This is a genomic window from Nocardia sp. FBN12 (assembly GCF_054031145.1).
In genome coordinates this window covers 5757020-5777642 of sequence record NZ_CM132926.1, presented here as the reverse complement: position 1 = coordinate 5777642, position 20623 = coordinate 5757020, and the positions used below count along the sequence as shown (strand labels likewise).

The window sequence follows — 20623 nt, the reverse complement described above, 5'->3', positions numbered from 1 at the left end:
TGGACCTTACGTTCTGTCATCATCAGGGTCGAACAGCCCCTGCGCCGGCGTAATCGCCCGCTTCGCGCGAATCCGGTCAGAAAACTGATCGGCAGCCCGCCGATCGGGCGATGACGCCAGTGGTCGCGGCGTTGCGCGCGGCGGAGCCGCTCGAGGTGAGTCCGTGCGGACTCACATTTTCGGGGTAGGCGTGATGGCGAACACAGTGAGGTGCGACGATGAGGCGTGTCCTCAGTCCGTCGCCCCCCTGTCGTTGCCGATCTGACCTGGGTCACGGCTGGCGCGATGACCGCCAACGTCGCCGGCTACCTGCTGCAATTGCTGGCGGCGAGCTGGTTGGGGGTCGAGGGATACAGCGAGTTCGCGAGCTTGCTCGCGGTGCAGTTGTTGTGCGCCGTCCCTGCCCTTGCCATGCAGAACGTGGTCGCCAGGGAGGTGGTGCGCGGCGCGTCCTCGCGGGCGGTGCGGGCGATGATGTGGCGGTGCGCCGCGTTGGTCGCCGCGGTCGCGGTGGTGCTGATTCCGGTCGTGGCCGGGGTGCTGAACGTCGGCGTGTGGGCCGCGGCCGCCGCGCTCGGTGCGGCACCCGCGCTGGTGATCCTCTCGGGCGAGCAGGGAATCCTGCAGGGTGACAACCACTTCCGTGCGCTCGCCACCGTGCTCGCGATGGCGGGCACGGCGCGGGTGGCACCTGCGCTGCTCGCGCTCGCCCTCGGCGGCGGTGCGGCCGGTGCGTTGTGGGCTGGTGCGGCGGGCATCGTCGGTGCCGCGCTCATCGCCGGTCGGATAGCCCGATCGCAAGCCACGGATCAATCTGCGGGCACGCACGAACCCGCGCTCCGATCGACGTCCAGGCCAGACCTGACGCAGGAGGAAGGCCGTGCGGCGCCGCGCGAGCGTGCCGAGTCCGTCGGTGTGCTGCCGGTGTTGCGTGCCGTCCAGGTGCAAGCCGCGCTGATGGCGCTGTCCTCGGTCGACCTGATCGTGGTCCGCATCGTCCTGGACGAGGTCGACGCGAGCCGCTATTCACTGGGCACCATCGCCACCAAGATCGCGTTCTGGCTACCCCAAGCAGTCGGCGTCGTGCTGTATCCCCGGATGGCCCAGCCCACCCATTCGGCTCGCGCGATCCGCGACGCCCTTTCGGTGCTCTCGGTGATCGGCGTGGTCGCGGTGCTCGGCGCCGCGCTGGCGGCCCCCCTCGCGCCCCTGTTCGCCGGTGCCGACTACGCCCCTATTCAGGGCATGCTGTGGCTGTTCGCGCTGCACGGCGCGATCCTGGCGGTTCTGCAGGGCGCTCTGCTGTCAGCGATCGCCGTCGAACGCACCGCCCTGGCCGCTGTCACCTGGATCGGCCTTGCCATCGAGATCACCCTGATGCTCATCTTCGCCCGCACCATCGAATCGCTGATCACCACAGCCGTCTCCGTAGCCGCGGTCACCACCACAATCGTCGCCGCCGTAGTCCTGCGCGCAGCCCGGACCCACCCCGCCCCCGTCCCGCACTGAAACCTCGGCCTGCCCGGAAAACACGACAGCCCCGGCCGAAGACCGGGGCTGTCGTGAAGCGTGTGCGTCTATTGACGCTTGTCGATATCGATCTGCTCGGTAGGAGCGTCATAGTCGCCACGAGGGAACTGCGTAGTCGGCGCGTCGTCCCCATCCCACCGAGTAGCCGCGGTGTCATCAGGCGCAGCCGACGGCGCGGGCGTCGGACGCGACCCCCGAGGAGTCGCATGAGCCGGCGCGCTCCCTCCGCGGAGTCCGAGGAACAACCCGGCCAGCAACGCCAACACGCCGAGCACGCCGAACACGATCGGCACCACACGCCCGAACAGCGAGAGCTTGTCGGTGTTCTCCTTCGCGATCGCGATCTGCGACTCGACAGTCGCCTCGTCGAACACCAGGTGCGACTTCAGCGCGGTCACCTCGGGCTTGTCCCCGGAACGCGCGTAGAACAGGTGGATCGACTCCCCACCCTTGATCACGGTGCCGGTCTGCGGCTCGACCCACAGGTCACGCACGTTGGTGTAGTAGCGCGTCATGGTGACGGGGGTGTCGCCACCCTCCACGCCCCACTTGGCGGCGGGCAGCGTGAGCCGGTTGGTCGGCGACTGCACGACGTCCCAGGTGCTGGAGACCGGCGCGGTCATCTGGAACCGGTACACCTTCATGCTGTTGATCTCGGTCTCTTCGATGAAGTTCGCGTCGAAGGACTTACGCACGTTGATGTCGAAGTACGGGTAGGTCTTCTTCTCGGTGCCGATCGGGAAGCGGTAGCCGATGCCGGTGTGCTGCACCGGCTCCATGACGCTGCCTTCCTTGTTCACGGTCACCGCGATCGACCCGTTGGGGTCGGTGTCGACCGGCATGCCGGTGGTGCGCGAGATGGTGACGCGGTCGATGGCGGCGGTGAGCAGGCCGGTGTCGCCCTGCACGTCGGTGCGCCGCAGCGTCTGACCGGCCTGCAGCGTCATCTCGTCGGCGTCGGAGGGCTCCTCGACGGTGACGAAACGCTGGGAGACCAGCGGCACATCCTTGTTGACCACGGCGGCACCGTCACCGGAGGTCAGCGACTTGGAGTCGAGCACGAGGCTGTCCTCGCCCGGCTGATTCTCCGCGATCGTGGTGATCTCGAGGTCGAGTGGAGTCTTGGCGACTTTGCTCACCGTGTAGGTGGGGATCATCAGCGCGGCGACGAGTAATGCCGCGCCCAGACCCACGAGCACGCAGGCGACCGTTCTTCTGGTACCGGCACTCAGTGCCATGCAAACTCTCCTCGTCGTTCGGACACGGATGGCCCACTGGTCTGGTATTGCACCACAGGCGCTCGTGAGCCCCGACACTAACAGCCCAGGCCCCGAAGGTGCGGTGCTGTGCCGTGGAAATCGCCGACACGGCAGACTGGACCTCGATGACGACCGCCACCGCCCCCGTTCCGCCACCGCGCACCTTCATTCCCGCCCTCGAAGGGATGCGCGGTATGGCGGCGCTCGGTGTGCTGGTCACCCACGTCGCGTTCCAGACCGGAACGAGCCGGACACCGGTCCTCGGCCCGCTCCTGGAACGCTTCGATATGGCGGTCGCGATCTTCTTCGCGCTGTCGGGTTTCCTGCTGTGGCGTCCGCACGCGGCCGCCGCGCACGGACTCGGCCGCGCGCCGAGGACCTCGCGCTACCTGCTGCACCGGGTGGCCAGGGTGATGCCCGCGTACTGGGTGGTCGTGGTGTTCGTGCTGGTGTTGCTGCCCGGCGCGGCGCATTCGGCGAACCTGCGGGTGTGGGTGTCGAATCTGTTTCTGCTGCAGGTGTTCGTGCCGCTGACCTTGACCGATGGGCTCACCCAGATGTGGAGCCTTTCGGTGGAGATGGCCTTCTACCTGGTGTTGCCGCTGCTGGCATGGCTGGTCGTGCGACTGCGCGGTTCCGCGGCCCGGTGGCGGGTGCCGGTGCTGTGCGGGCTGGTCGCGGTGTCTCTGACGTGGAATCTGTGGCCCGTCCCGACGCCCGACGCGATCCACGCCGACAACTGGCTGCCCGGCTACCTGCCCTGGTTCGCGGCGGGCATGATTCTCGCGGAACTGATCTACCTGGTGCGACCGGACGTGCGATGGGCCCGCCTGCTGTCGAATCAGCCGTTGATGTGGGCGCTGGCACTGGCGGCGTTCCTGCTCTCGGCGACCGAATTCGGCGGCCCGGCCGGCCTCGAACGCGCCCAACCGTGGCAGTACGCGATGAAGATGGTGCTCGGCATGATCATCGGCTTCGGCCTGCTCGCCCCCCTGGTGATCCGCCGGCCCGGCGCCACCAACCGCTGGCTGGAATCGAGAACCGCCGCGATCCTCGGGCGCTGGTCCTACGGGATCTTCCTGTGGCACCTGGTGGTGCTCACCGTGGTCTTCCCGGTCTTCGGCATCGTCCCCTTCAACGGGCACTTCCTCTACGTGATCATCCTGACCACCGCGCTGACCCTCCCACTCGCGGCCGCGAGCTTCGCCCTGATCGAGGAACCGGCCCGCAGCTGGGCCGCGCGCTGGGATCGGCGGGTCACCGCGCGCGTCGAACGCGGGTCGGAATCGATCTCGTCGGTGCGCTGAGTCGTGGTCAACGGCGGCGTGGCAGCGCCGCTACTCCGACGGCGACGACCGCGATGACGGCCGGCGCCTGTGCCATGAGCGAGCCGCCCATGTACTCCGTGCCCGAGCGCCAGGTCCCGGTCGACAGGGCCGCCGCCGAGATCAGCGTCCCGAGGCCCGCGAGCCACGGCAGGGTCCGCGCTGTCATCGCGGGCCGGAAATAGCCGCAGCCCAACGCGATCAGCGTGAACGCCGCGCCGAACGGTCCGGAGATGACAGCGATCACGCCGGTCAGCCCGACCGCCGCGACCCAGCGGACACCCCAGGTGACCGGTGCGGGCCCGGTGTCTACCAGCGGGCGTCGCCGGGGAATCGCGAGCAGCACAAGGGGAATCAGCAGCAACAGTCCGCCGAAGATCGCCAGCCGGTACCAGCGGTCGGCCGGGAACGACACCGTGATCTCGCCGCTGGTCCCGGGCGGAATCAGCCACGCCTGCTGCCAACCGTCGACGACGAGAGGTGCGAGTTCCCGCCCGTCGGCGGTGTGCGCCTGCCAGCCGACGTTGGTGCTCAGCGGCAGGACCAGCAGTTGAGTGCCCGGCGCCGGATTTGCGGGCTCGGGCGCGGTATCGGCTGGTGTCGTCGCCGGGGCTTCGGGTGATTCGGCGGAGTTGGTCGGTGTTGTCGCCGGGGCCTCTCTGGATTCGGCGGCGTCACCGGGTGCGGTTGCGCTGGGCTGGCTCTGCGGTGCGCCCGGGTAGGGGTCGGTGCGGGGGAGGCGGATGCGGTCGACGGTGAAGAGTTCGGTGGGGGCGACGGTGAGGTCGGGGTGGCCGGGGAGGAGTTCGATGTCGGCGGCGTCTTCGGGGCACGGTTGCGCGGAAACCGGTGCGCCCGAGCGGAGTTCGTCGGCGGTGGCGGTGATCGTGGTGTGCACGGCGCGTCCGCCGATGGCGATCACCGGGCCCGCGTCGCAGCCGATGGTGATGAGCCGGTCGCCGGGGGCGTGCGCCGGGTAGTCGGGGCCGAGCACTTCGACTTCGGCCAGGCCCGCGGGCTGGCTGAGGACGAAGCCGAGCGCGGTGCGGTCGAGCACCTCGTTCCAGCTCTGGATGCTGATCTCGATGCGGTCGGTTTCGGTGGGGTACAGCGAGATTCGGGCCGGTTCGCCGTGCTCACGTTCGGGCAGCTCGCGGATCTGCGGTCCGTTGCCCATGTTCACCGCGACGGAGGTGGCCGTCGCGGGTAAGCCGCCGAGCGCGGTGGTGATGTCGAGCCCGGTCACCAGAGTCGGTTCCGGAAGTTCCAGCACCAGTGTGGGTTTGCCGCCAGCGGGTTCACGCACGGTGGACTCGGGTGCGGTCCACGTGGTCTTCGGATCGCCGTCGGTGGCGGCGAAGGCAGCGCCGCGCAGGTCGGCGACGTCGGCCTGACCACGGGCAACCGGCCGGGTCGGGTCGGTGAGCAAGGCCTCCAGCGCGGGCCCTGGCCGGGTGCGCACGGTGAGGTCGGTGCCGACGGTGAGCGGTTCCGGCACCGCGAGCGTGCGCCCGAAGATGCCGGGCTCCTCGGCGGGCAGCCCGAGCCCCTTGCTGCAGTGCACGCGGTCGGGACCGTCGAAACAGTTACCGCGCCCGGGGAATTCCTGTCCGAGATCCCACCCGTTGACAATCGTGCCCGGGGCGGGATCCGGCAGCACCACCCGGTGCCGGATGTCAACACGCACCGGCGCTTCGCGGTTGGAGTAGTCGTCGAGGGTGAGCTCGCTGATCCCGAATTGCCCACCACGCGTACCGGTTTCGGTGCGCGCGGCACTGATCATCACCCAGTCGGACTTGCCCGCGGGCAGCGCGACGGACACGGGTTCGCCGGGTTCGGTGATCCGGGCCGACACCGTCCCGCGCGAGGTGCGGACCTCGACCCACTTCACCGGGTCGCCCAGCGCCGCCGCGGTCGTGGTGAACAGCAGCGAGCCGCTGGCGATCGGCTTGTCGAGATCGAGCCGGATCCATTGCCCGAGAGCGGATTCCGACCCGTTGCTGATCCATGCGGTACTCGGGTCACCGTCGACGGCGGCCGCGGTCGAACTTCCGGGCGCCGCCCCGCCGATCTGGGTGGCGTCGGCGGCGGAGCTGGACGCGGTGACCTTCGCCCCCGACCATTCGCCCTGGACGAGTTCGGCGCCGTCGACCGGGTAGTCGGGGACGAGATTGTGGGTGCGACGCGCGTCGTCGGCGGCGCGGACCGCGGAGTTGTGATTGTCGACCCGGCCGAAGTCGGACTCGCGATCCATCGGGGTGTCGGTCAGCAGTGTGGGCCGCGGCGGTAATCCGGCCCGCCGCGCATCGGCTTCGAGAAGCACTGGCGCCGTGGGGTTCTCGCCATCTCGGCGCACCCGTTCGAGAACTTCGGGCCCCCCTTGGACAACCGGCGTCGAGTCCAGCGGGACGGTGTAAGCGCCGGGGAATCCGGGTGGCGCGCCGGTGCCGCTGCGCACGTCGACGGGTGTGCCGGGCGGTGGCACGTCGACGCGGTAGATCTCGACCGCCGGATAGGCGGGCAGCAGATCGTTGTCGACGACCAGCCCCGCATCAGCCGCGCGCGGCCCGATGGGCGCCCCGAACGAGGTCACCTTGGTCAGCCCCGGCGACCCTTCGATCGCGCGGTGCGCCAGCATCGGCCGGGTCGAGCGCGAGGTCTCGGGATCCAAGTCGTTGCGCAACACCAGGATTCCGATGCCCTGGTCGGCCAGGGTGGCGGCGAGACCGGTCGACGGTCTGCCATCGGCGATCAGCCGCTGCACCGAATCCATCGCGCGAATCGTGCCCGGCGGATTCAGCGGCACCGAATCACGCACGGCCCACGGCGTTTTCGCCAACGCTTGCAGCGGTTCGTCGCGGGTGAGCCCCCAGATCTGACTGCCGAACGGCGCGCCGGGCACGACCAGCGCGCGGGTGTCGGCGGCATTGGCGGCCAGCCAGTCGGCGGTGTCGGTCCAGTAGGCGGGCACCCGGTCGTAGGCACCGCGCGGGGCGAGTCGACCGGTCCACGCCAGTGAGGTCGCGAGGGTGAGCGCGGCCAGAACCAGCGCGGCGACCGCGACGACCCGATCACGCTCGGGATGGGCGAAAGAGCTGCGCCACACCGGCATCGGCACCGAGGCAGGCAGCGCGACGCGACCGAGCAGATGCGCAAGGCCAACCACCAGCGGCAGCCGGATCAGCGGTTCGAGCTTGTGCACATTACGCAGCGGCGCACCGCCGGAGTCGAGGAAGATCCGCACCGATTCGGCGAACGGCCCACCGAGCGTCCCGACATAGCCCGCGCAGATCCCCGCCAGCCCCACGCACAGGATCAACGCGAACCGGCCCCGATACGGAATCGACGACCGCGCGAGCCCGGCCATCCCCGCCGCCGCGAGCAAGCCGGTCGCCAGCACCGCGGCAGGCTGGGTCACCAGCACCGCACCGGCGATCCGCTCCGGCGAAACGAACGGCGTCCAGCTGTCGGTCCCGCGCAGCACCTCGCTCAACGCGGCCCACTGCGTCGTCACCCCCGACGACTCGATGAAGTCGAGGAACGGCGGGCTCACCTTCCCGAGCAACAGCAGCGGCACGACCCACCAGAAAGTGGCAAGGACCAGCAGCGGAATCCACGCCCGGGTAAACCGCCACCACTGCCGATTCGGCCGGTAGGAAGCCCACCACAGCGCGGCGGGCAGGAACGCCGCCACGGTCGCGACCGCGTTCACCGACCCCATCAACGCCAGTGCTAGCGCACTCCCGGCCGGTGAGAGTGGGCCACCTCGAAACGCGACCCGGCTCTGTTGATCCGCGGCCGTCGTACGATCTGCCCCGTCACCGGCCGGGTCGCGAACCTCCGCCGTGCCTGAGGTTCCGCTGTCGGCTGTCCGATCTATGTCGTCCGACCCAGCCCGAGCCACGCGCCCCTTTATCGCCACACCGAGTGCGGCAGGCGCGAGCAGAACCCACGGCGCCAGCATCATCGGCAGCGTTTCCGAGGAGATCGAGCCGAGCGTCGTGAGCACCCGCGGCGACAAGGCGAACGCGATGCCCGCGATGACACGTGACCCGCGCGAGCCGATGCCGAGCGTTTCGCACAGCTTGACGATTCCCCAGAACCCGGCGAGCAGCAGCAGCGCCCACCAGACGCGCTGGGTGACCCACGCGGGCAGGTGCAGAATGTGGCCCGCGGAGAAGAAGGCGCCGTGCGGGAAGAAGTAGCCGTAGGCCTGATTCTGGACCTGGCCCATGGTGGCCTGGCTGTTCCACAGATGCGACGCCCGCGCGAGGAACCCCAGTGGGTTCTCGGCGAGGTCGTACTTGGTGTCGGCGACGGTGAGGCCGGGCGCCTGCGCGAAGGTCAGTACGAAGGCGGCTACTACCGAGCCGACGAGCCAGCGCCAACTCAGTGGCGCCTTGTCCGGTTGCCCCGATGCGGGGCGCGACGCGCGGGCGCCTCCCTCAGCGGCTGCCGTATTCAGGGGCGTTGAGCAGCGAGGAGTCTTTGTCACCGCTGCGGTCGATCGAAGGTGCCGTGTTCTGCTGCACCGCTGCCGTGATCGCGAAGACGGCGATCGCGCTCAGCAGGGCGCCGCCGACCGCGCTGGCAACAGCCGGAACAGCAAACTTCATCGCGCACTCCAATACGCTCGACGTCGGGGCCTATCTGGGCCAACCTAGCAGGTGTACGGGCCTCGGTCAGTCGTTGGGCAGCGCGCAACGCAGGGCGCCGAGCAAGGTGCGAAGTTTGGCCGTCGTTTCGGCCAGCTCGGCCCGCGGATCGGAGGCCGCCACGATCCCGCCACCCGCACTGGCTCGCAGGACGCGCCGATCGGCCGACAGTTCGCCGCCGCGGATCGCCACGACCCATTCACCGTCGCCGTCGTCGCCACACCAGCCCACCGCGCCGCCGTAGAACCCGCGCCACGGTTCGTCGGTGGCGATGGCGTCGAGTGCGGCGGCGAACGGGGTGCCGTTGACGGCGGGGGTGGGGTGCAGCCGGAGCGCGAGGTCGAGGGCCGTGGTCGACGGGTCGCGCAGCACGCCGTGGATGGGCGTGGCCAGGTGCCAGACCTGTTCGGTGCTGAGGAGTTCGGGCGCGTCGGGGATGCGCAGCTCCGCGCAGACAGGTGTCAGCTGCTCGCGGATCCAGTCGATCACATATGCGTGTTCGGCATGATTCTTGGTGCTGGACAACAGTTCTCGCGCCTGTGCCGCGTCGTCCGCGGGATCGGCGAGACGGGGGAGCGTGCCGGCCAGCGGACGCAAGCTCACCCGATCGCCGTGCCGCGCGACCAGTACTTCGGGCGTCGCGCCGACGAGCGTCTCGCCCGCGCGCCCCGCCGCGGACAGGTCGACCGCGTACACGGATGCATTCGGATGCCTGGTCAGCAGGTGTCCGGCCAGCACATCGAGGTCGAGCGGGGCGTCGGCCTCGAGCACTATCGATCGGGCGGCCACCACCTTGCGCAGGTCGTTCGCGGGGTCACCGAGTTGCTCGACCAGCTTCGTCACCCTGGCCACATGTTCTGCCGCACTTGGCATCTCGGCTACCACCCGCACGCCCGGCAACTCCGGCAGCGCGGCGGGCCGCCAAGGTCCCGCGGTGTGCAGCACGCTCTCGGGCTGCCAGAGCGCGGCCGCCTCGCGGGGATCGAACGGGAGCGCGCCGACGATCAACTTCGGGGCCGTCGTCTGACGCAGCGCCTCGACCGCCTGCCGCGGATCGGAATAGCTCGCGCGCACCCCTGACGTGCGCAACACCGCGTCGGGTCGAGCGAGCAGGAATCCGTTCATGGTGCTTCGACCATAACGCCGCCGCCGGCGATCCGAACCCGCGGAGCGACCGAACTCTCAGTCGAGCTACTGCTCGGGTGGAACCAGGAAGACCGGCCGATGCCCGTGCTTGAGCACGGCCTCGGCCACACTGCTGTGCAACAGCGCCCGCAACCCCGTCGACCCGCGCGTACCGGCGACGATGATGTCGACATCGAGCTCATCGGCGCAGTCCACGATGGCGTTCCAGATCGTGGTTGTGCACTCGGCGGTGCGCGGTTCGGCGTCGATCCCGGCCAGTTTCGCCAGGTGCACGCCCTCCGCGTTGATCTTGCGGGCGTCGGAGTAGGCGATGTCCTCCACCTCCTCGTCGGGCACCCAGTCCGGCTGCATCACCCCGGCGAGCCCCGAGATGCGCGCGGCCTGGCGCACCATCGGTTCCCATGCGGTGAGCAGAATCGCGCGTTCGGCGGTCAGGAACCGCCCGGCGTACTCGATGGCTCGTTTGGCGTGTTCGGAACCGTCGTAGGCGATGAGCATCCGATCGCATGCCATGACGACCTCCTGCGCTGGTCGGAGCGGCTTTTCCCTCAGGTTACCCCCGTCAGGGGTATATCAATCCGAACTCCGGTAGTGGGGTTCGCGCCGGGAGCGGGCTACCGTGGAGCGCATGCGGAAATCGCCTGTGGTCGTGTTCGCAGTCCTCGCCGCCGTTGCCACCGCCTGTTCGGGAGGGTCGTCGACCGAGACGACGCCCGCGGCGAGTAGCTCGGGGGTCCCGTCTTCGGCTGCTCCCGGCGAGTCGGGTGCGCCACCATCGGCTACGCCGGTCCAGAACGATTGCGGCGCGGACTATCTCGCGAAACTCTCCCAGCGCGAGAAGCTCGCCCAGCTGCTGACGGTCGGCATCACCGGTTCGGCGGACGCGTCGAATGTGGTGAGTTCCGAGCAGGTCGGCGGCATCTTCGTCGGCAGCTGGACCGATCCGAGCCTGCTGGACAAGACCGCCCTCGACGCGGTGAAGGCACAGGCCAAGGTGCCGCTGATGGTGACCATCGACGAGGAGGGCGGGCGTGTCTCGCGCGCCAAGAACGTGATCGGCACCGCGCCGTCGGCCCGCGAGATCGCGCAGACCCAGACTCCCGAGCAGTTCTACCAATTCACGCTGACCAGGTCGCAGGCGCTCAAGGATGTCGGCATCACCGTCGATTTCGCGCCCGATGTCGATGTGAGCGGCCAGCCCGCCGACAGCGTGATCGGTGATCGCTCCTTCAGCGACGACCCGAAGGTCGTCTCCGAATTCGCCGGCGCCTACATTCGCGCGTCCAACGAAGTGGGCCTCGGCTCGGTCATCAAGCACTTCCCCGGCCACGGCTCCGGCTCCGGCGACTCGCACACCGGTGCCGTCACCACCCCGCCGATCGACCAGATGCAGAACACCGACCTGGTGCCGTTCCGCGACCTGGTGAACTCCGGCGCGGCGGTGATGGTCGGCCACCTCGACGTCCCCGGCCTCACCGAGCCCGACGTGCCCGCCAGCATCAGCCCGGCCGCGATGTCGCTGCTGCGTGAGGGCAAGGGCTACGGTGCCCCGCCGTTCAACGGCCCGATCTTCACCGACGATCTCAGCGGCATGGCCGCCATCACCGCCCGCATGTCCATCGCCGACGCGGTCGAGGCCACCCTCGTCGCCGGCGCCGACAATGCCCTGTGGATCAGCACCGATGCGGTGCCCCAGGTGCTCGACCGTTTGGAACAGTCGGTGGCTAGTGGCAAACTGCCCGCCGACCGGGTCGACGCTTCCGTGCTGCGGATGGCGCGCTACAAGGGCGTAGCGCTGGGCTGCTGATCGCTCCCGGCGACTGTGCGGCAAATGAGCGCGGGTGAACTTACCTTGGAGTAAGATAGGTGGTTCACCCTGCGGTAGGAGAGTGGATGGCAGGCGGGACCAAGCGACTTCCCCGGGCGGTTCGTGAGCAGCAGATGCTCGATGCCGCCGTCGAGGTGTTCGCGCGCAAGGGCTTCCACGACACGTCGATGGATGCCATCGCCGCCGAGGCGAAGATCTCCAAACCCATGCTCTACCTGTACTACGGCTCCAAGGACGAGCTGTTCCGCGCCTGCATCCAGCGCGAGGGCTTACGTTTCATCGAGGCCGTCGCGCCCGCGGGCAACCCGCAGCTGACCCCGCACGAGCAGGTCCGCACCGCGCTCGAGGGTTTCCTCGATTTCGTCGACCGCAATCGGCAGTCCTGGCAGGTCCTCTACCGCCAGGCGATCGGGCAGCAAACCTTCGCCTCCGAAATCGACAACGCCCGTGAGCGCGTCATCGAACTCACCGCGAAACTGCTGGAATCCAGCGCCAAGAACGCCGACCCGGGAACCAATTTCGAGGTTGTCGCCGCGGCGGTGATCGGCGCGGGCGAGGCCATCGCCGACCGGGTCGCGAGCGGCCGGATCGAAGTGGCGGAGGCCGTCGACCTGCTCGACGATCTCGCCTGGCGCGGTCTGGCCGGTCGAAAGAAGGCCGAGTAGCGGTTGCGGTCGTCTCGTCTGGCTGCGAGGGTGCAGGGTCAGGCGTTCGGAGCGCCTTTCGCTCAGGCCATGTGCGCCTGAGCTCGACAGGCGTTACAGCAGACGGGGTATCAGTGTTCGGTGTGTTGAAGCCGTGTGCGCACGGTGCGGCGAAATACGGCATCGATCCGGGGCAGTGGCAAGCACATATGTGTGGGCTGTGTCTGGGTCTGCGTGACGGGCACGGCCAGTTGGCCCGTGCCGCGACGAATACCGATGCGATCGTGCTCAGCGTGCTCACCGAGGCACAGGCGGGGGCCGGTGCGCGTACGACCGCCGGTCCGTGTCCGCTGCGTGGGATGAAGCGCGCTTCGGTGGTCGCGGCGAACGCGCCGGGGGTGCAGCTGGCTGCCACGGCGTCACTGTTGCTGGGGGCGGCCAAGATTGGCGATCATGTCGAGGACGGTGACGCCTCCGCCTTCGCCCGCCGACCGATGCGCAAGGTTTCGGGCACCTGGGCGGCACGGGCGCAGCAGCAGGCCGCACAGATCGGCCTCGATGTAGCACCGTTGCTCGCGGCGATCGCCACACAGGGCGCTGTGGAAGCGCGCGCGGCGCGGTCGTCGACCGAACTGCGCGCAGTCTCGGCCGCCGTTGGTGCGTCCGATCCGACACCTCCGGCTGCGATCGATGCGTCCGATTCACTGGGGGCACGGCAGGATTTGTCGCCGTCGATGGTCGAAGTGATCACTCTCGATGAACTCACCGGGCCGACGCAGCTCTGTGCCGCCACTCTCTTCGGTCACACCGCGACGCTGGCCGGTCGACCGGAAAACGTTGCGGCCCTGCAGGAGATCGGACGCCATGTCGGTCGTATCGCCCATCTGGCCGACGCCATCGAAGACCTCGAGCGCGACCGAGCACGCGGCCGTTTCAATCCGCTGGAGGCCACCGGCACCGACATGCCCCGCGCCTATGATCTGTTGCGCGAGAGCGAGTCCCGCATTCGGCAGGTCGCGGCCGAGGCCGAACTCGACCAGCTGCCGACCGTGCGCTGGGCGCTGCTCGATCCGCTGGCGAGTCTGCTGCGAAACCTCGGCAAGGGTCTGGGTATCGCGGTCGGCCACGTCTGCCGCACTTCCGCTACGGCGCAACAGCGTTCGCCGTACGAATTCCCGTCCCCGCCCGGACAGCGACCGAACCGGCCAGGTCCGCTCGAGACGCTCGGTGTGGTCATGGGCATCTATTGCACCGGCCTGGCCTGCTGTTTCGACCACACCAGCCCGTGTACCGGCGAGAAAAAGGATGCCTGGGCCAAGCGCTGCGATTGCGGTAGTTGCTGCGATTGCGGTGAGTGCTGCGGTGGTTGCTGCGGCGAGGACGGTTGCTGCAGCGGTTGCGGTTGCGACAGCTGCGGTTGCGATTGCAGCTGCTGACGAAAAAGGCTCGCGCGGTGGCGAAATCGCCGACCGCGCGAGCCTCTTACCGTCGAATCCCTACTCGCACTTGACGACCGGGATCGGGTCGTACTTCACGGTCCGGGTATGCCGCGACACCTGCGCACCGGACTTGGCGTCGGTGATCACCCTGGTGTCGGAGATGGTGAAGCCGGGCGCACCCTCGGAGGCGATGCAGTCCTTACCCTTGGGCAGCACTACCTCATTGGGCTCGGTCGGCTTCGACTTCTCGCCCGTAATCGATTCCACGTTCACGGTTTTGGTGCCCCACAACCGCACGGTGATCTCGGATCCGGTGGCCACGGTCTGAATGTAGACACCGGTCGTGGCGGTATTGCGGAACGCCAGATCGATCGCACCGTCGAACACGGTCGCCTCGCGCGCGGCCGGGTAGCGCGAGATGTAGTAGCTGTGCTCGGTGTGCCCGCCGTCTTCCATCCCGGCGAAGTAGGCCGCGTTGTAGAGCGTGGTGGCGAACTGGCTGATGCCGCCGCCGACCGCGGTACTCGGCCTGCCCTTGTCGATGATGCCGGACTCGACATAACCTTCCGCGGCGGTGCGCGGACCGGTGAACTCGTTGAGCGAGAACGTATCTCCCGGCTTGATCACCGCTCCGTCGACCTTCGCGGCGACCGTGCGGATGTTCACTCCGGAGGGCCCGCTGAAGCCACCGGTGGTGAACTGGCCGATCATCTCGTTGACCCCGAGCGCGTTCGCGGCCTCGGTGGTGAGCTTGGGCTCGATGCGCTGATACACCACCGGGCTGGTGCGCGGGCCCGGCGCCGTGAGCAGGGCGGGCAGCTTCTCCAGCGTCTTGGGCCAGTCGACCTTCTCACCGACCACGGAAGGCACCACGGTGGGCTTACCGGCGCCTGCCGTGAAGGTGGCGTCCTTGGGTTCTACCTCGGACGGCGCCAATTGCGGTGCGAGCAAGGCGATGACGGCGTCATTGTTGATCTGCGGTGCCAGCCCGCCGTTGCCGTCGGGCACGAACCCGAGCACGTCGGCGATCTGATCGGGCGTCAGCGCGACCTGAATGTCCTTGCCGGCCAGGACGATCGGTGACGCCACCGCTGGGGTCGCGATATCGCGCAACGCCGCCTGCACCGCATCGGTACGTACGGCGACCGGCGCGGCCACCACGGGCAGGTCCAGTTGGCTGCTCGCGGCCCAGCGGTCGGTGATGGTGGCGCGCGCGGCCTCGGTGTCGAGCACTCGGCCCGGTACCGGCGCGACCGCGACGGGCCTGCCGTTCTCGAACCGCACCGTGCCCTCGACGGTCGGATTGTCGTGGGCGCGGAAACTCTCGAGCTGTGCGTCGAGGGCGGCGGTGTCAACCGTGCTCGAGACCGGTACCTCGCGGGTGCCGAACAGCGAGAGCAGTCGGCTCACCGGGTTCAACGGCTGGCTGCCGACGGCGTCCCAGGTGCGGTCGTAGTCCACCGACAGGCCTGCGGCGGCGGGCACCAGGCTGGCCTGCACGTCGCCGATCCGCACGGGTAGCGGTCGTTCGGCCTTGGGTCCGAGCTCGGAGTGCAGCAGGGCGTCGGCCTCGGCCTGATCCATCCCGCCGATGTCGACCCCGGCGACGACGACGCCACGCGCCACCTCACCCGAGCTCAACGCGAGGTCGGCCAGGTAGGCGGCGGTACCGACGGCCAGCACGGCGCCGACCGCGATCCCGATCCGCTTGACCAGCTGCTGGTTGGCGGGCGGGGCCGGCGGCTGTGGTGCCGGGCCGGGAGTGGGCGACCAGCGGTCGCGGGTCACAGTGCTGAGGGGCTGGGTCAGGGCGGTGGTGTCCGGATCGAAAGTGCGATTTGATTCGAGCAACTTGCGTAATCCGACCTCGCCCCTTCGGTCGGCCGGTTGTCCGGCGGTCGACTCGCTGGGCACGGAGGTCCTTCCGTTAGGTTGGCCCCGAATGTTTGCGGGGTCCGGCCCGAGGGTAACGCGCATCGGCGCGCTCGGCAGCTCGGCAACCGGCTGTCGGCAACAGAAAGGCTCCGTGTAGTTGCCGGGTCGGGGGTCTGGCAACTACACGGAGCCGATCTGTTTATCGGGCCCCCGAGCGGGGCGTTACAGCCCATTCGGAAGAATTTCGGTGAACCCGGTGGCGCCGCCCCGCGACGGCTGCCCACCTCGCGAGACAATCAGGGTGAGACTCGACACCACGACCGGACTACGAGGAGAACTGATGCAGCTGGGAATGATCGGCCTCGGCCGGATGGGCGCCAATATCGTGCGCCGCATCGTGCGTGACGGGCACTCCGCCGTCGGGTACGAACGCCACCAAGGGCTGATTCCCGAGCTGGAAGCCGAGCTGGGTGACAAATTCAGCGGCACGACCGACCTGGCCGAGTTCATCGGCAGGCTCGAGGCGCCCCGCGTGGTGTGGGTGATGATCCCCGCCGGCGCCACCGGCAAGGTGATCGAGGACGTCGCCGAGCTGCTCGAGCCGGGCGACATCATCATCGACGGCGGCAACAGCCGCTACCACGAGGACATCAAGCGCGCGAAGGCATTGGAGCCCAAGGGTATTCACTACCTCGACATCGGCACCTCGGGTGGCGTGTTCGGTCTGCAGCGCGGCTACTGCCTGATGATCGGTGGCAACCAGGCCCAGGTCGACTACCTCGAGCCGCTGCTGGCGACCATCGCCCCCGGTTATGAGTCTGCCCCGCGCACCCCCGGCCGCACCGGTGAGCCGTCGCAGGCCGAGAAGGGCTATCTGCTGTGCGGTCCGCACGGTGCGGGCCACTTCGTGAAGATGGTGCACAACGGCATCGAATACGGCGCTATGGGCGCCTACGCCGAGGGTCTCAACATCCTGAAGCACGCCAACGCGGGCTCGGCGTATCTGCACGGTGAGCACTCCGCCGAGGAGACGCCGATGGAGCACCCCGAGTACTACATGTACGACCTGGACATCCCGGCCATCACCGAGGTGTGGCGCCGCGGCTCGGTCGTGGCCTCCTGGCTCCTCGATCTCACCGCATCGGCCCTGGTCGCCGACCCCGACCTGGATTCCTACGGTGGCCGCGTCTCCGACTCCGGCGAGGGTCGCTGGACGATCGACGCCGCCATCGACACCGCCGTCCCGGTCCCGGTGCTCTCCGCTGCCCTCTACCAGCGCTTCTCCTCCCGAGGCCAGGCCCTCTACGCCGACAAAATGCTCTCAGCCATGAGGAAGGCGTTCGGCGGCCACAACGAGCTGCCGCAGATATAGCCCCCTTGACACCTGCAACCGGTCTTTCCGCACGTAGGAAGGCCGGCCGCCGCATTTCCGGCGCAATTTGGAATGTGAATGTTCCACAAAAATGAGAACGCGTTCCTGTTCCTAGGACAAGCGTCCAGTAGGGCCGTTACGTTGTGGCCCGAAGGGGGTCAGCCTTGGAGGAAATCATGTTCCGGACTTCGCGTATCGCCGCGGGCATCGCCACTACTGCCCTGGTCGTCGCCGGTATCGGTGTCGGCTTCGGTTCCGGCGTCGCCGCTGCCGCCGGCTGCGCGGTGAGCAGCCACGACACCAAACAGGACTGGAGCACCGTCGGTGTCACCCACGTCTACGACAAGATCGCCAGCGCCGAGCAGATCGGCGTCGGCACCTCGGTCACCTACAAGGTGATCGTCGGGACCACCGGCATCGGCAACCCGTACGTCAACACCATCACCGACTTCCCGCCCGTCGGCTTCGGCGCACCCACCAAGACCACCATCACCGCCTACCACGCGATCGGCGGCCAGGTCACCGAGGACGTCACCGCCGAACCCAACGCGGGCGGCTGGAAGGTCACCAGCACCGGCTGGTTCGTCAACTCCGGCAACCCGGTCACCCTGACCATCACCTACCCCGTGCCGAGCGGCATCAAGGTGGGCCAGATGGTCACCAGCGGTGGCGTCGGCGTCGCGGGCACCGTGGGCGTCAGCAACGAAATGCCCGGCCTCACCGCCTGTTTCACCGCGCGTAGCGCCAACGCGGGCGAGACCGTGATCGGCAGCCTCGGCGACAACGGGCTCGGTTCCGATGATGGCCAGCTGAGCTCCACCGGCTCGCTGAGCGACATCATCTCCGACGTGCTGGGCGATCTGATCGGTAGCTGATCTCCCAGCACTTGGTCGCCGGGACGGTCTCGCGCTGCCGTCCCGGCGTTCCATTCTCCTTGTGGCGCACCTTGTTTCGAACCCTGTGAGGAATCGTGTTCACCTGTATGCGGACCGTGCTGATCGCGCTCGCTGTCATCGCGCTGTCGATCGTCGCCGTCGGAACCGCCGGTGCGGACGGATCGCGCCTGGATCGGATCGAACGGCCCGGCCAGCGACAGCAGACGCTGCACGTGTACTCCGCGTCGATGGACCGGGTGATCCCGCTGCAGGTCATCACGCCGCATGACACCAGCGCGCCACGGCCGACGCTGTATCTGCTCAACGGCGCGGGCGGCGGCGAGGATATCGCGAACTGGTACAACCAGACCGATATCGTGCAGTTCTTCGCCGACAAGAACGTCAACGTCGTCACGCCCGCGGCGGGCGCCTTCTCCTACTACACCGACTGGCAGCGCGACGATCCCAAGCTCGGCCGCAACAAATGGCAGACCTTCCTCACCGAGGAACTCCCGCCGATCATCGACACCACCTTGCGTACCACCGGCGTGAATGCCATTGCCGGCCTGTCGATGTCGGCCACCGCGGTGCTCAACCTGGCCATCGCCGCGCCCAACCGCTACCGTGCCGTCGGCGCCTACAGCGGCTGCGCCTCGGTCGATGACCCGATGGGCCGCGTCGCCATCGACCTGGTCCTCGCCCGCGGCGGCGCCGATCCGGCCAATATGTGGGGCCCACCCGGCGACCCCGCCTGGCGTGCGAACGACGCCTACCTCAACGCGGAACGCCTGCGCGGCAAGGCGATCTACCTGTCCAGTGCGAACGGACTCCCCGGCGTCGCCGAAACCCTGCCGCCCGGAGCGACGCCAGGAAAGGTCATCGGCATGACCGACCAGATCCTCCTCGGCGGCGCCATCGAAGCCGCCGCCAACCACTGCACCCAGCGCCTCGCCGCACGGCTGGCGGAACTGAACATCCCCGCCCACACCGAGTTTCGCCCCGCAGGTACCCACACCTGGCGGTACTGGGAACAAGACCTCCACAACTCCTGGCCGCTGATCGCCGCCGCTATCGACGCGAGCTGACTGCGATCCGCGCAGCCGAACCCGATGTGCCGCTGAGCTCAGACGACGAACGGCGGGTGGTTTCCGGAGAAACCACCCGCCGTCGCTGTGTGATCAGTGCGAGCTAGCGCTCGATGATCGCCACCACGCCCTGCCCGCCCGCGGCGCAGATGGAGACCAGCGCGCGGCCGGATCCCTTCTCCGCCAGCGTCTTCGCGGTCGAGGCGACGATCCGCCCGCCGGTCGCGGCGAACGGGTGGCCCGCGGCGAGCGAGGAGCCGTTGACGTTGAGCTTGCTGCGGTCGATCGAGCCGAGCGCGCCGTCGAGGCCGAGGCGCTCCTTGCAGTAGGCGTCGGACTCCCACGCGGCCAGAGTGGCCAGCACCACGGAGGCGAAGGCCTCGTGGATCTCGTAGTAGTCGAAGTCCTGCAGGGTCAGGCCGTTGCGGGCCAGCAGGCGCGCGACCGCGTAGGTGGGCGCCATCAGCAGGCCGTCGGGGCCGTGGATGTAGTCCACCGCGGCGACCTCGGAATCCACCAGGTGGGCCAGCACCGGGAGGTTGCGCTCGGCCGCCCACTCGTCGGTGGACAGCAGCACCGCGGACGCGCCGTCGGTGAGCGGGGTCGAGTTGCCCGCGGTCATGGTGGCGCCGCCCGCCTTGACGCCGAACACCGGCTTCAGGGTCGACAGCTTCTCCACGGTCGAGCCGGGACGCAGGTTGTCGTCGCGGGTCAGGCCGAGGAACGGCGTGATCAGATCGTCGAAGAAGCCACGGTCGTAGGCGGCGGCCATGTTCTTGTGCGAGAGGTAGGCCAGCTCGTCCTGCGCCTCGCGGGCGACCCCGAACTCCTTGGCGGTGATGGCGGCGTGTTCGCCCATCGACAGCCCGGTGCGCGGCTCGGCATTGCGCGGGATCTCGATGCCAAGCATCGAGGGACGCAGCTGGCCGACCAGCTTGAGCTTGTCCTTGTTGGTCCTGGCGCGGTTGGCGGTGAGCATCCACTCGCGCATGTCCTCGCTCACGCCGATCGGCGCGTCGGAGGTGGTGTCGGCGCCGCCGCCGATGCCGGACTCGATGCGCCCGAGCGCGATCGCGTCACCGACGGTGACGATCGACTGCAGGCCGGTGCCGCAGGCGAGCTGCAGGTCGTGGGCCGGGGTGTAGGGCGAGAGCTTCGAGCCGAGCACGCTCTCACGGATCAGGCTGTGCTCGCCGACCTTCTTGAGCACAGCGCCACCGACGACCATGCCGAGGCGCTCGCCCTGCAGGCCGAACCGGCTGATCAGCCCGTCGAGCGCGGCGGTGAACATGTCCTGGTTGGACGCCTTCGCGTAGGCCTTGTCGGAGCGCGCGAACGGAATGCGATTGCCGCCAACGATGGCGACCGGGTGCTGGGTCTTCGCGGCCTTGGCAGGCTTAGCTGCGGCCTTGGCCGTCGCCGAGCGGGCTTTGCTAGTCACTCGAGTTCTCCATGGTCTCGTCGGTTCCGGGTAACGCCGGCCGGTGGAATGGGCCCCCGTGCGGTCGCGGCGTCGTATCGGTTTACATTAAACTTACTCCGGAGTAAGTTCGTTGTCGACACCGTACCCGCAAGTGTGCGCTCACACGG

15 protein-coding genes are annotated in these 20623 nt (G+C 68.7%); 8 read left to right on the top strand and 7 right to left on the bottom strand.

All coding sequences use genetic code 11. The features are described from left to right. Positions 1–285: 285 nt before the first annotated feature. Entirely contained in the window at positions 286–1509 is a 1224-nt protein-coding gene (locus ACWZHB_RS27310; protein ID WP_427904650.1) for a polysaccharide biosynthesis protein, read from the top strand. 68 nt (positions 1510–1577) lie between these two features. On the opposite strand, the gene ACWZHB_RS27305 is transcribed toward ACWZHB_RS27310, so the two are convergent. Beyond that, positions 1578–2768 (bottom strand): DUF3068 domain-containing protein, encoded by a 1191-nt coding sequence (locus ACWZHB_RS27305; protein WP_427904649.1) that lies wholly within the window; start codon positions 2766–2768, stop codon positions 1578–1580. 146 nt (positions 2769–2914) lie between these two features. Between ACWZHB_RS27305 and ACWZHB_RS27300 the strand changes: the two genes are divergently transcribed. Continuing rightward, positions 2915–4096 carry an acyltransferase family protein gene (locus ACWZHB_RS27300; protein ID WP_427904648.1) on the top strand — a complete coding sequence of 394 codons (1182 nt, stop codon included), beginning with the start codon at positions 2915–2917 and terminating at the stop codon, positions 4094–4096. Positions 4097–4103: 7 nt separating this feature from the next. Here the strand turns inward: ACWZHB_RS27300 and ACWZHB_RS27295 are convergent, their stop codons facing one another. The 4 genes from ACWZHB_RS27295 to ACWZHB_RS27280 all read right to left on the bottom strand — a co-directional run bounded on the left by ACWZHB_RS27295 (position 4104) and on the right by ACWZHB_RS27280 (position 10428). Then, positions 4104–8579 (bottom strand): alpha-(1->3)-arabinofuranosyltransferase, encoded by a 4476-nt coding sequence (locus ACWZHB_RS27295; RefSeq protein WP_427909310.1) that lies wholly within the window; start codon positions 8577–8579, stop codon positions 4104–4106. Continuing rightward, positions 8560–8730 (bottom strand): DUF2613 domain-containing protein, encoded by a 171-nt coding sequence (locus ACWZHB_RS27290; RefSeq protein ID WP_022566695.1) that lies wholly within the window; start codon positions 8728–8730, stop codon positions 8560–8562. The genes ACWZHB_RS27295 and ACWZHB_RS27290 overlap by 20 nt, the downstream gene beginning before the upstream one ends. A 66-nt stretch (positions 8731–8796) precedes the next feature. Then, positions 8797–9894, bottom strand: coding sequence for an isochorismate synthase (locus ACWZHB_RS27285; RefSeq protein WP_427904647.1), 1098 nt, complete (start codon positions 9892–9894; stop codon positions 8797–8799). Positions 9895–9960: 66 nt separating this feature from the next. Next, a complete protein-coding gene (locus tag ACWZHB_RS27280; RefSeq protein WP_378920419.1) occupies positions 9961–10428 on the bottom strand; it encodes a universal stress protein in 468 nt (155 codons plus the stop codon). Between the two features lie 115 nt (positions 10429–10543). Between ACWZHB_RS27280 and ACWZHB_RS27275 the strand changes: the two genes are divergently transcribed. From ACWZHB_RS27275 to ACWZHB_RS27265, 3 genes are all read left to right on the top strand, one after another. Then, positions 10544–11722: a glycoside hydrolase family 3 N-terminal domain-containing protein gene (locus ACWZHB_RS27275; RefSeq protein ID WP_427904646.1), complete on the top strand. Its 1179-nt coding sequence runs from the start codon at positions 10544–10546 to the stop codon at positions 11720–11722. 86 nt (positions 11723–11808) lie between these two features. Continuing rightward, positions 11809–12408, top strand: a complete 600-nt coding sequence (locus ACWZHB_RS27270) for a TetR/AcrR family transcriptional regulator (protein ID WP_266294419.1) — start codon at positions 11809–11811, stop codon at positions 12406–12408. A gap of 113 nt (positions 12409–12521) precedes the next feature. Then, complete coding sequence (locus ACWZHB_RS27265; protein WP_427904645.1) at positions 12522–13823, top strand: DUF5685 family protein; 1302 nt, start codon at positions 12522–12524, stop codon at positions 13821–13823. A 60-nt stretch (positions 13824–13883) separates the two neighbouring features. On the opposite strand, the gene ACWZHB_RS27260 is transcribed toward ACWZHB_RS27265, so the two are convergent. After that, positions 13884–15740: a VanW family protein gene (locus tag ACWZHB_RS27260; protein ID WP_427904644.1), complete on the bottom strand. Its 1857-nt coding sequence runs from the start codon at positions 15738–15740 to the stop codon at positions 13884–13886. A 301-nt stretch (positions 15741–16041) separates the two neighbouring features. Between ACWZHB_RS27260 and gnd the strand changes: the two genes are divergently transcribed. The 3 genes from gnd to ACWZHB_RS27245 all read left to right on the top strand — a co-directional run bounded on the left by gnd (position 16042) and on the right by ACWZHB_RS27245 (position 19033). Then, positions 16042–17073 (top strand): phosphogluconate dehydrogenase (NAD(+)-dependent, decarboxylating), encoded by a 1032-nt coding sequence (gene gnd / locus ACWZHB_RS27255; protein WP_427904643.1) that lies wholly within the window; start codon positions 16042–16044, stop codon positions 17071–17073. A 176-nt stretch (positions 17074–17249) separates the two neighbouring features. Next, positions 17250–17948 (top strand): hypothetical protein, encoded by a 699-nt coding sequence (locus ACWZHB_RS27250; RefSeq protein WP_427904642.1) that lies wholly within the window; start codon positions 17250–17252, stop codon positions 17946–17948. A 107-nt stretch (positions 17949–18055) separates the two neighbouring features. Next, entirely contained in the window at positions 18056–19033 is a 978-nt protein-coding gene (locus ACWZHB_RS27245) for an alpha/beta hydrolase (RefSeq protein ID WP_427904641.1), read from the top strand. 103 nt (positions 19034–19136) lie between these two features. Here ACWZHB_RS27245 and ACWZHB_RS27240 read toward each other — a convergent pair whose 3' ends face one another. Then, positions 19137–20474, bottom strand: a complete 1338-nt coding sequence (locus ACWZHB_RS27240; protein ID WP_427904640.1) for an acetyl-CoA C-acetyltransferase — start codon at positions 20472–20474, stop codon at positions 19137–19139. Positions 20475–20623: the final 149 nt, after the last annotated feature.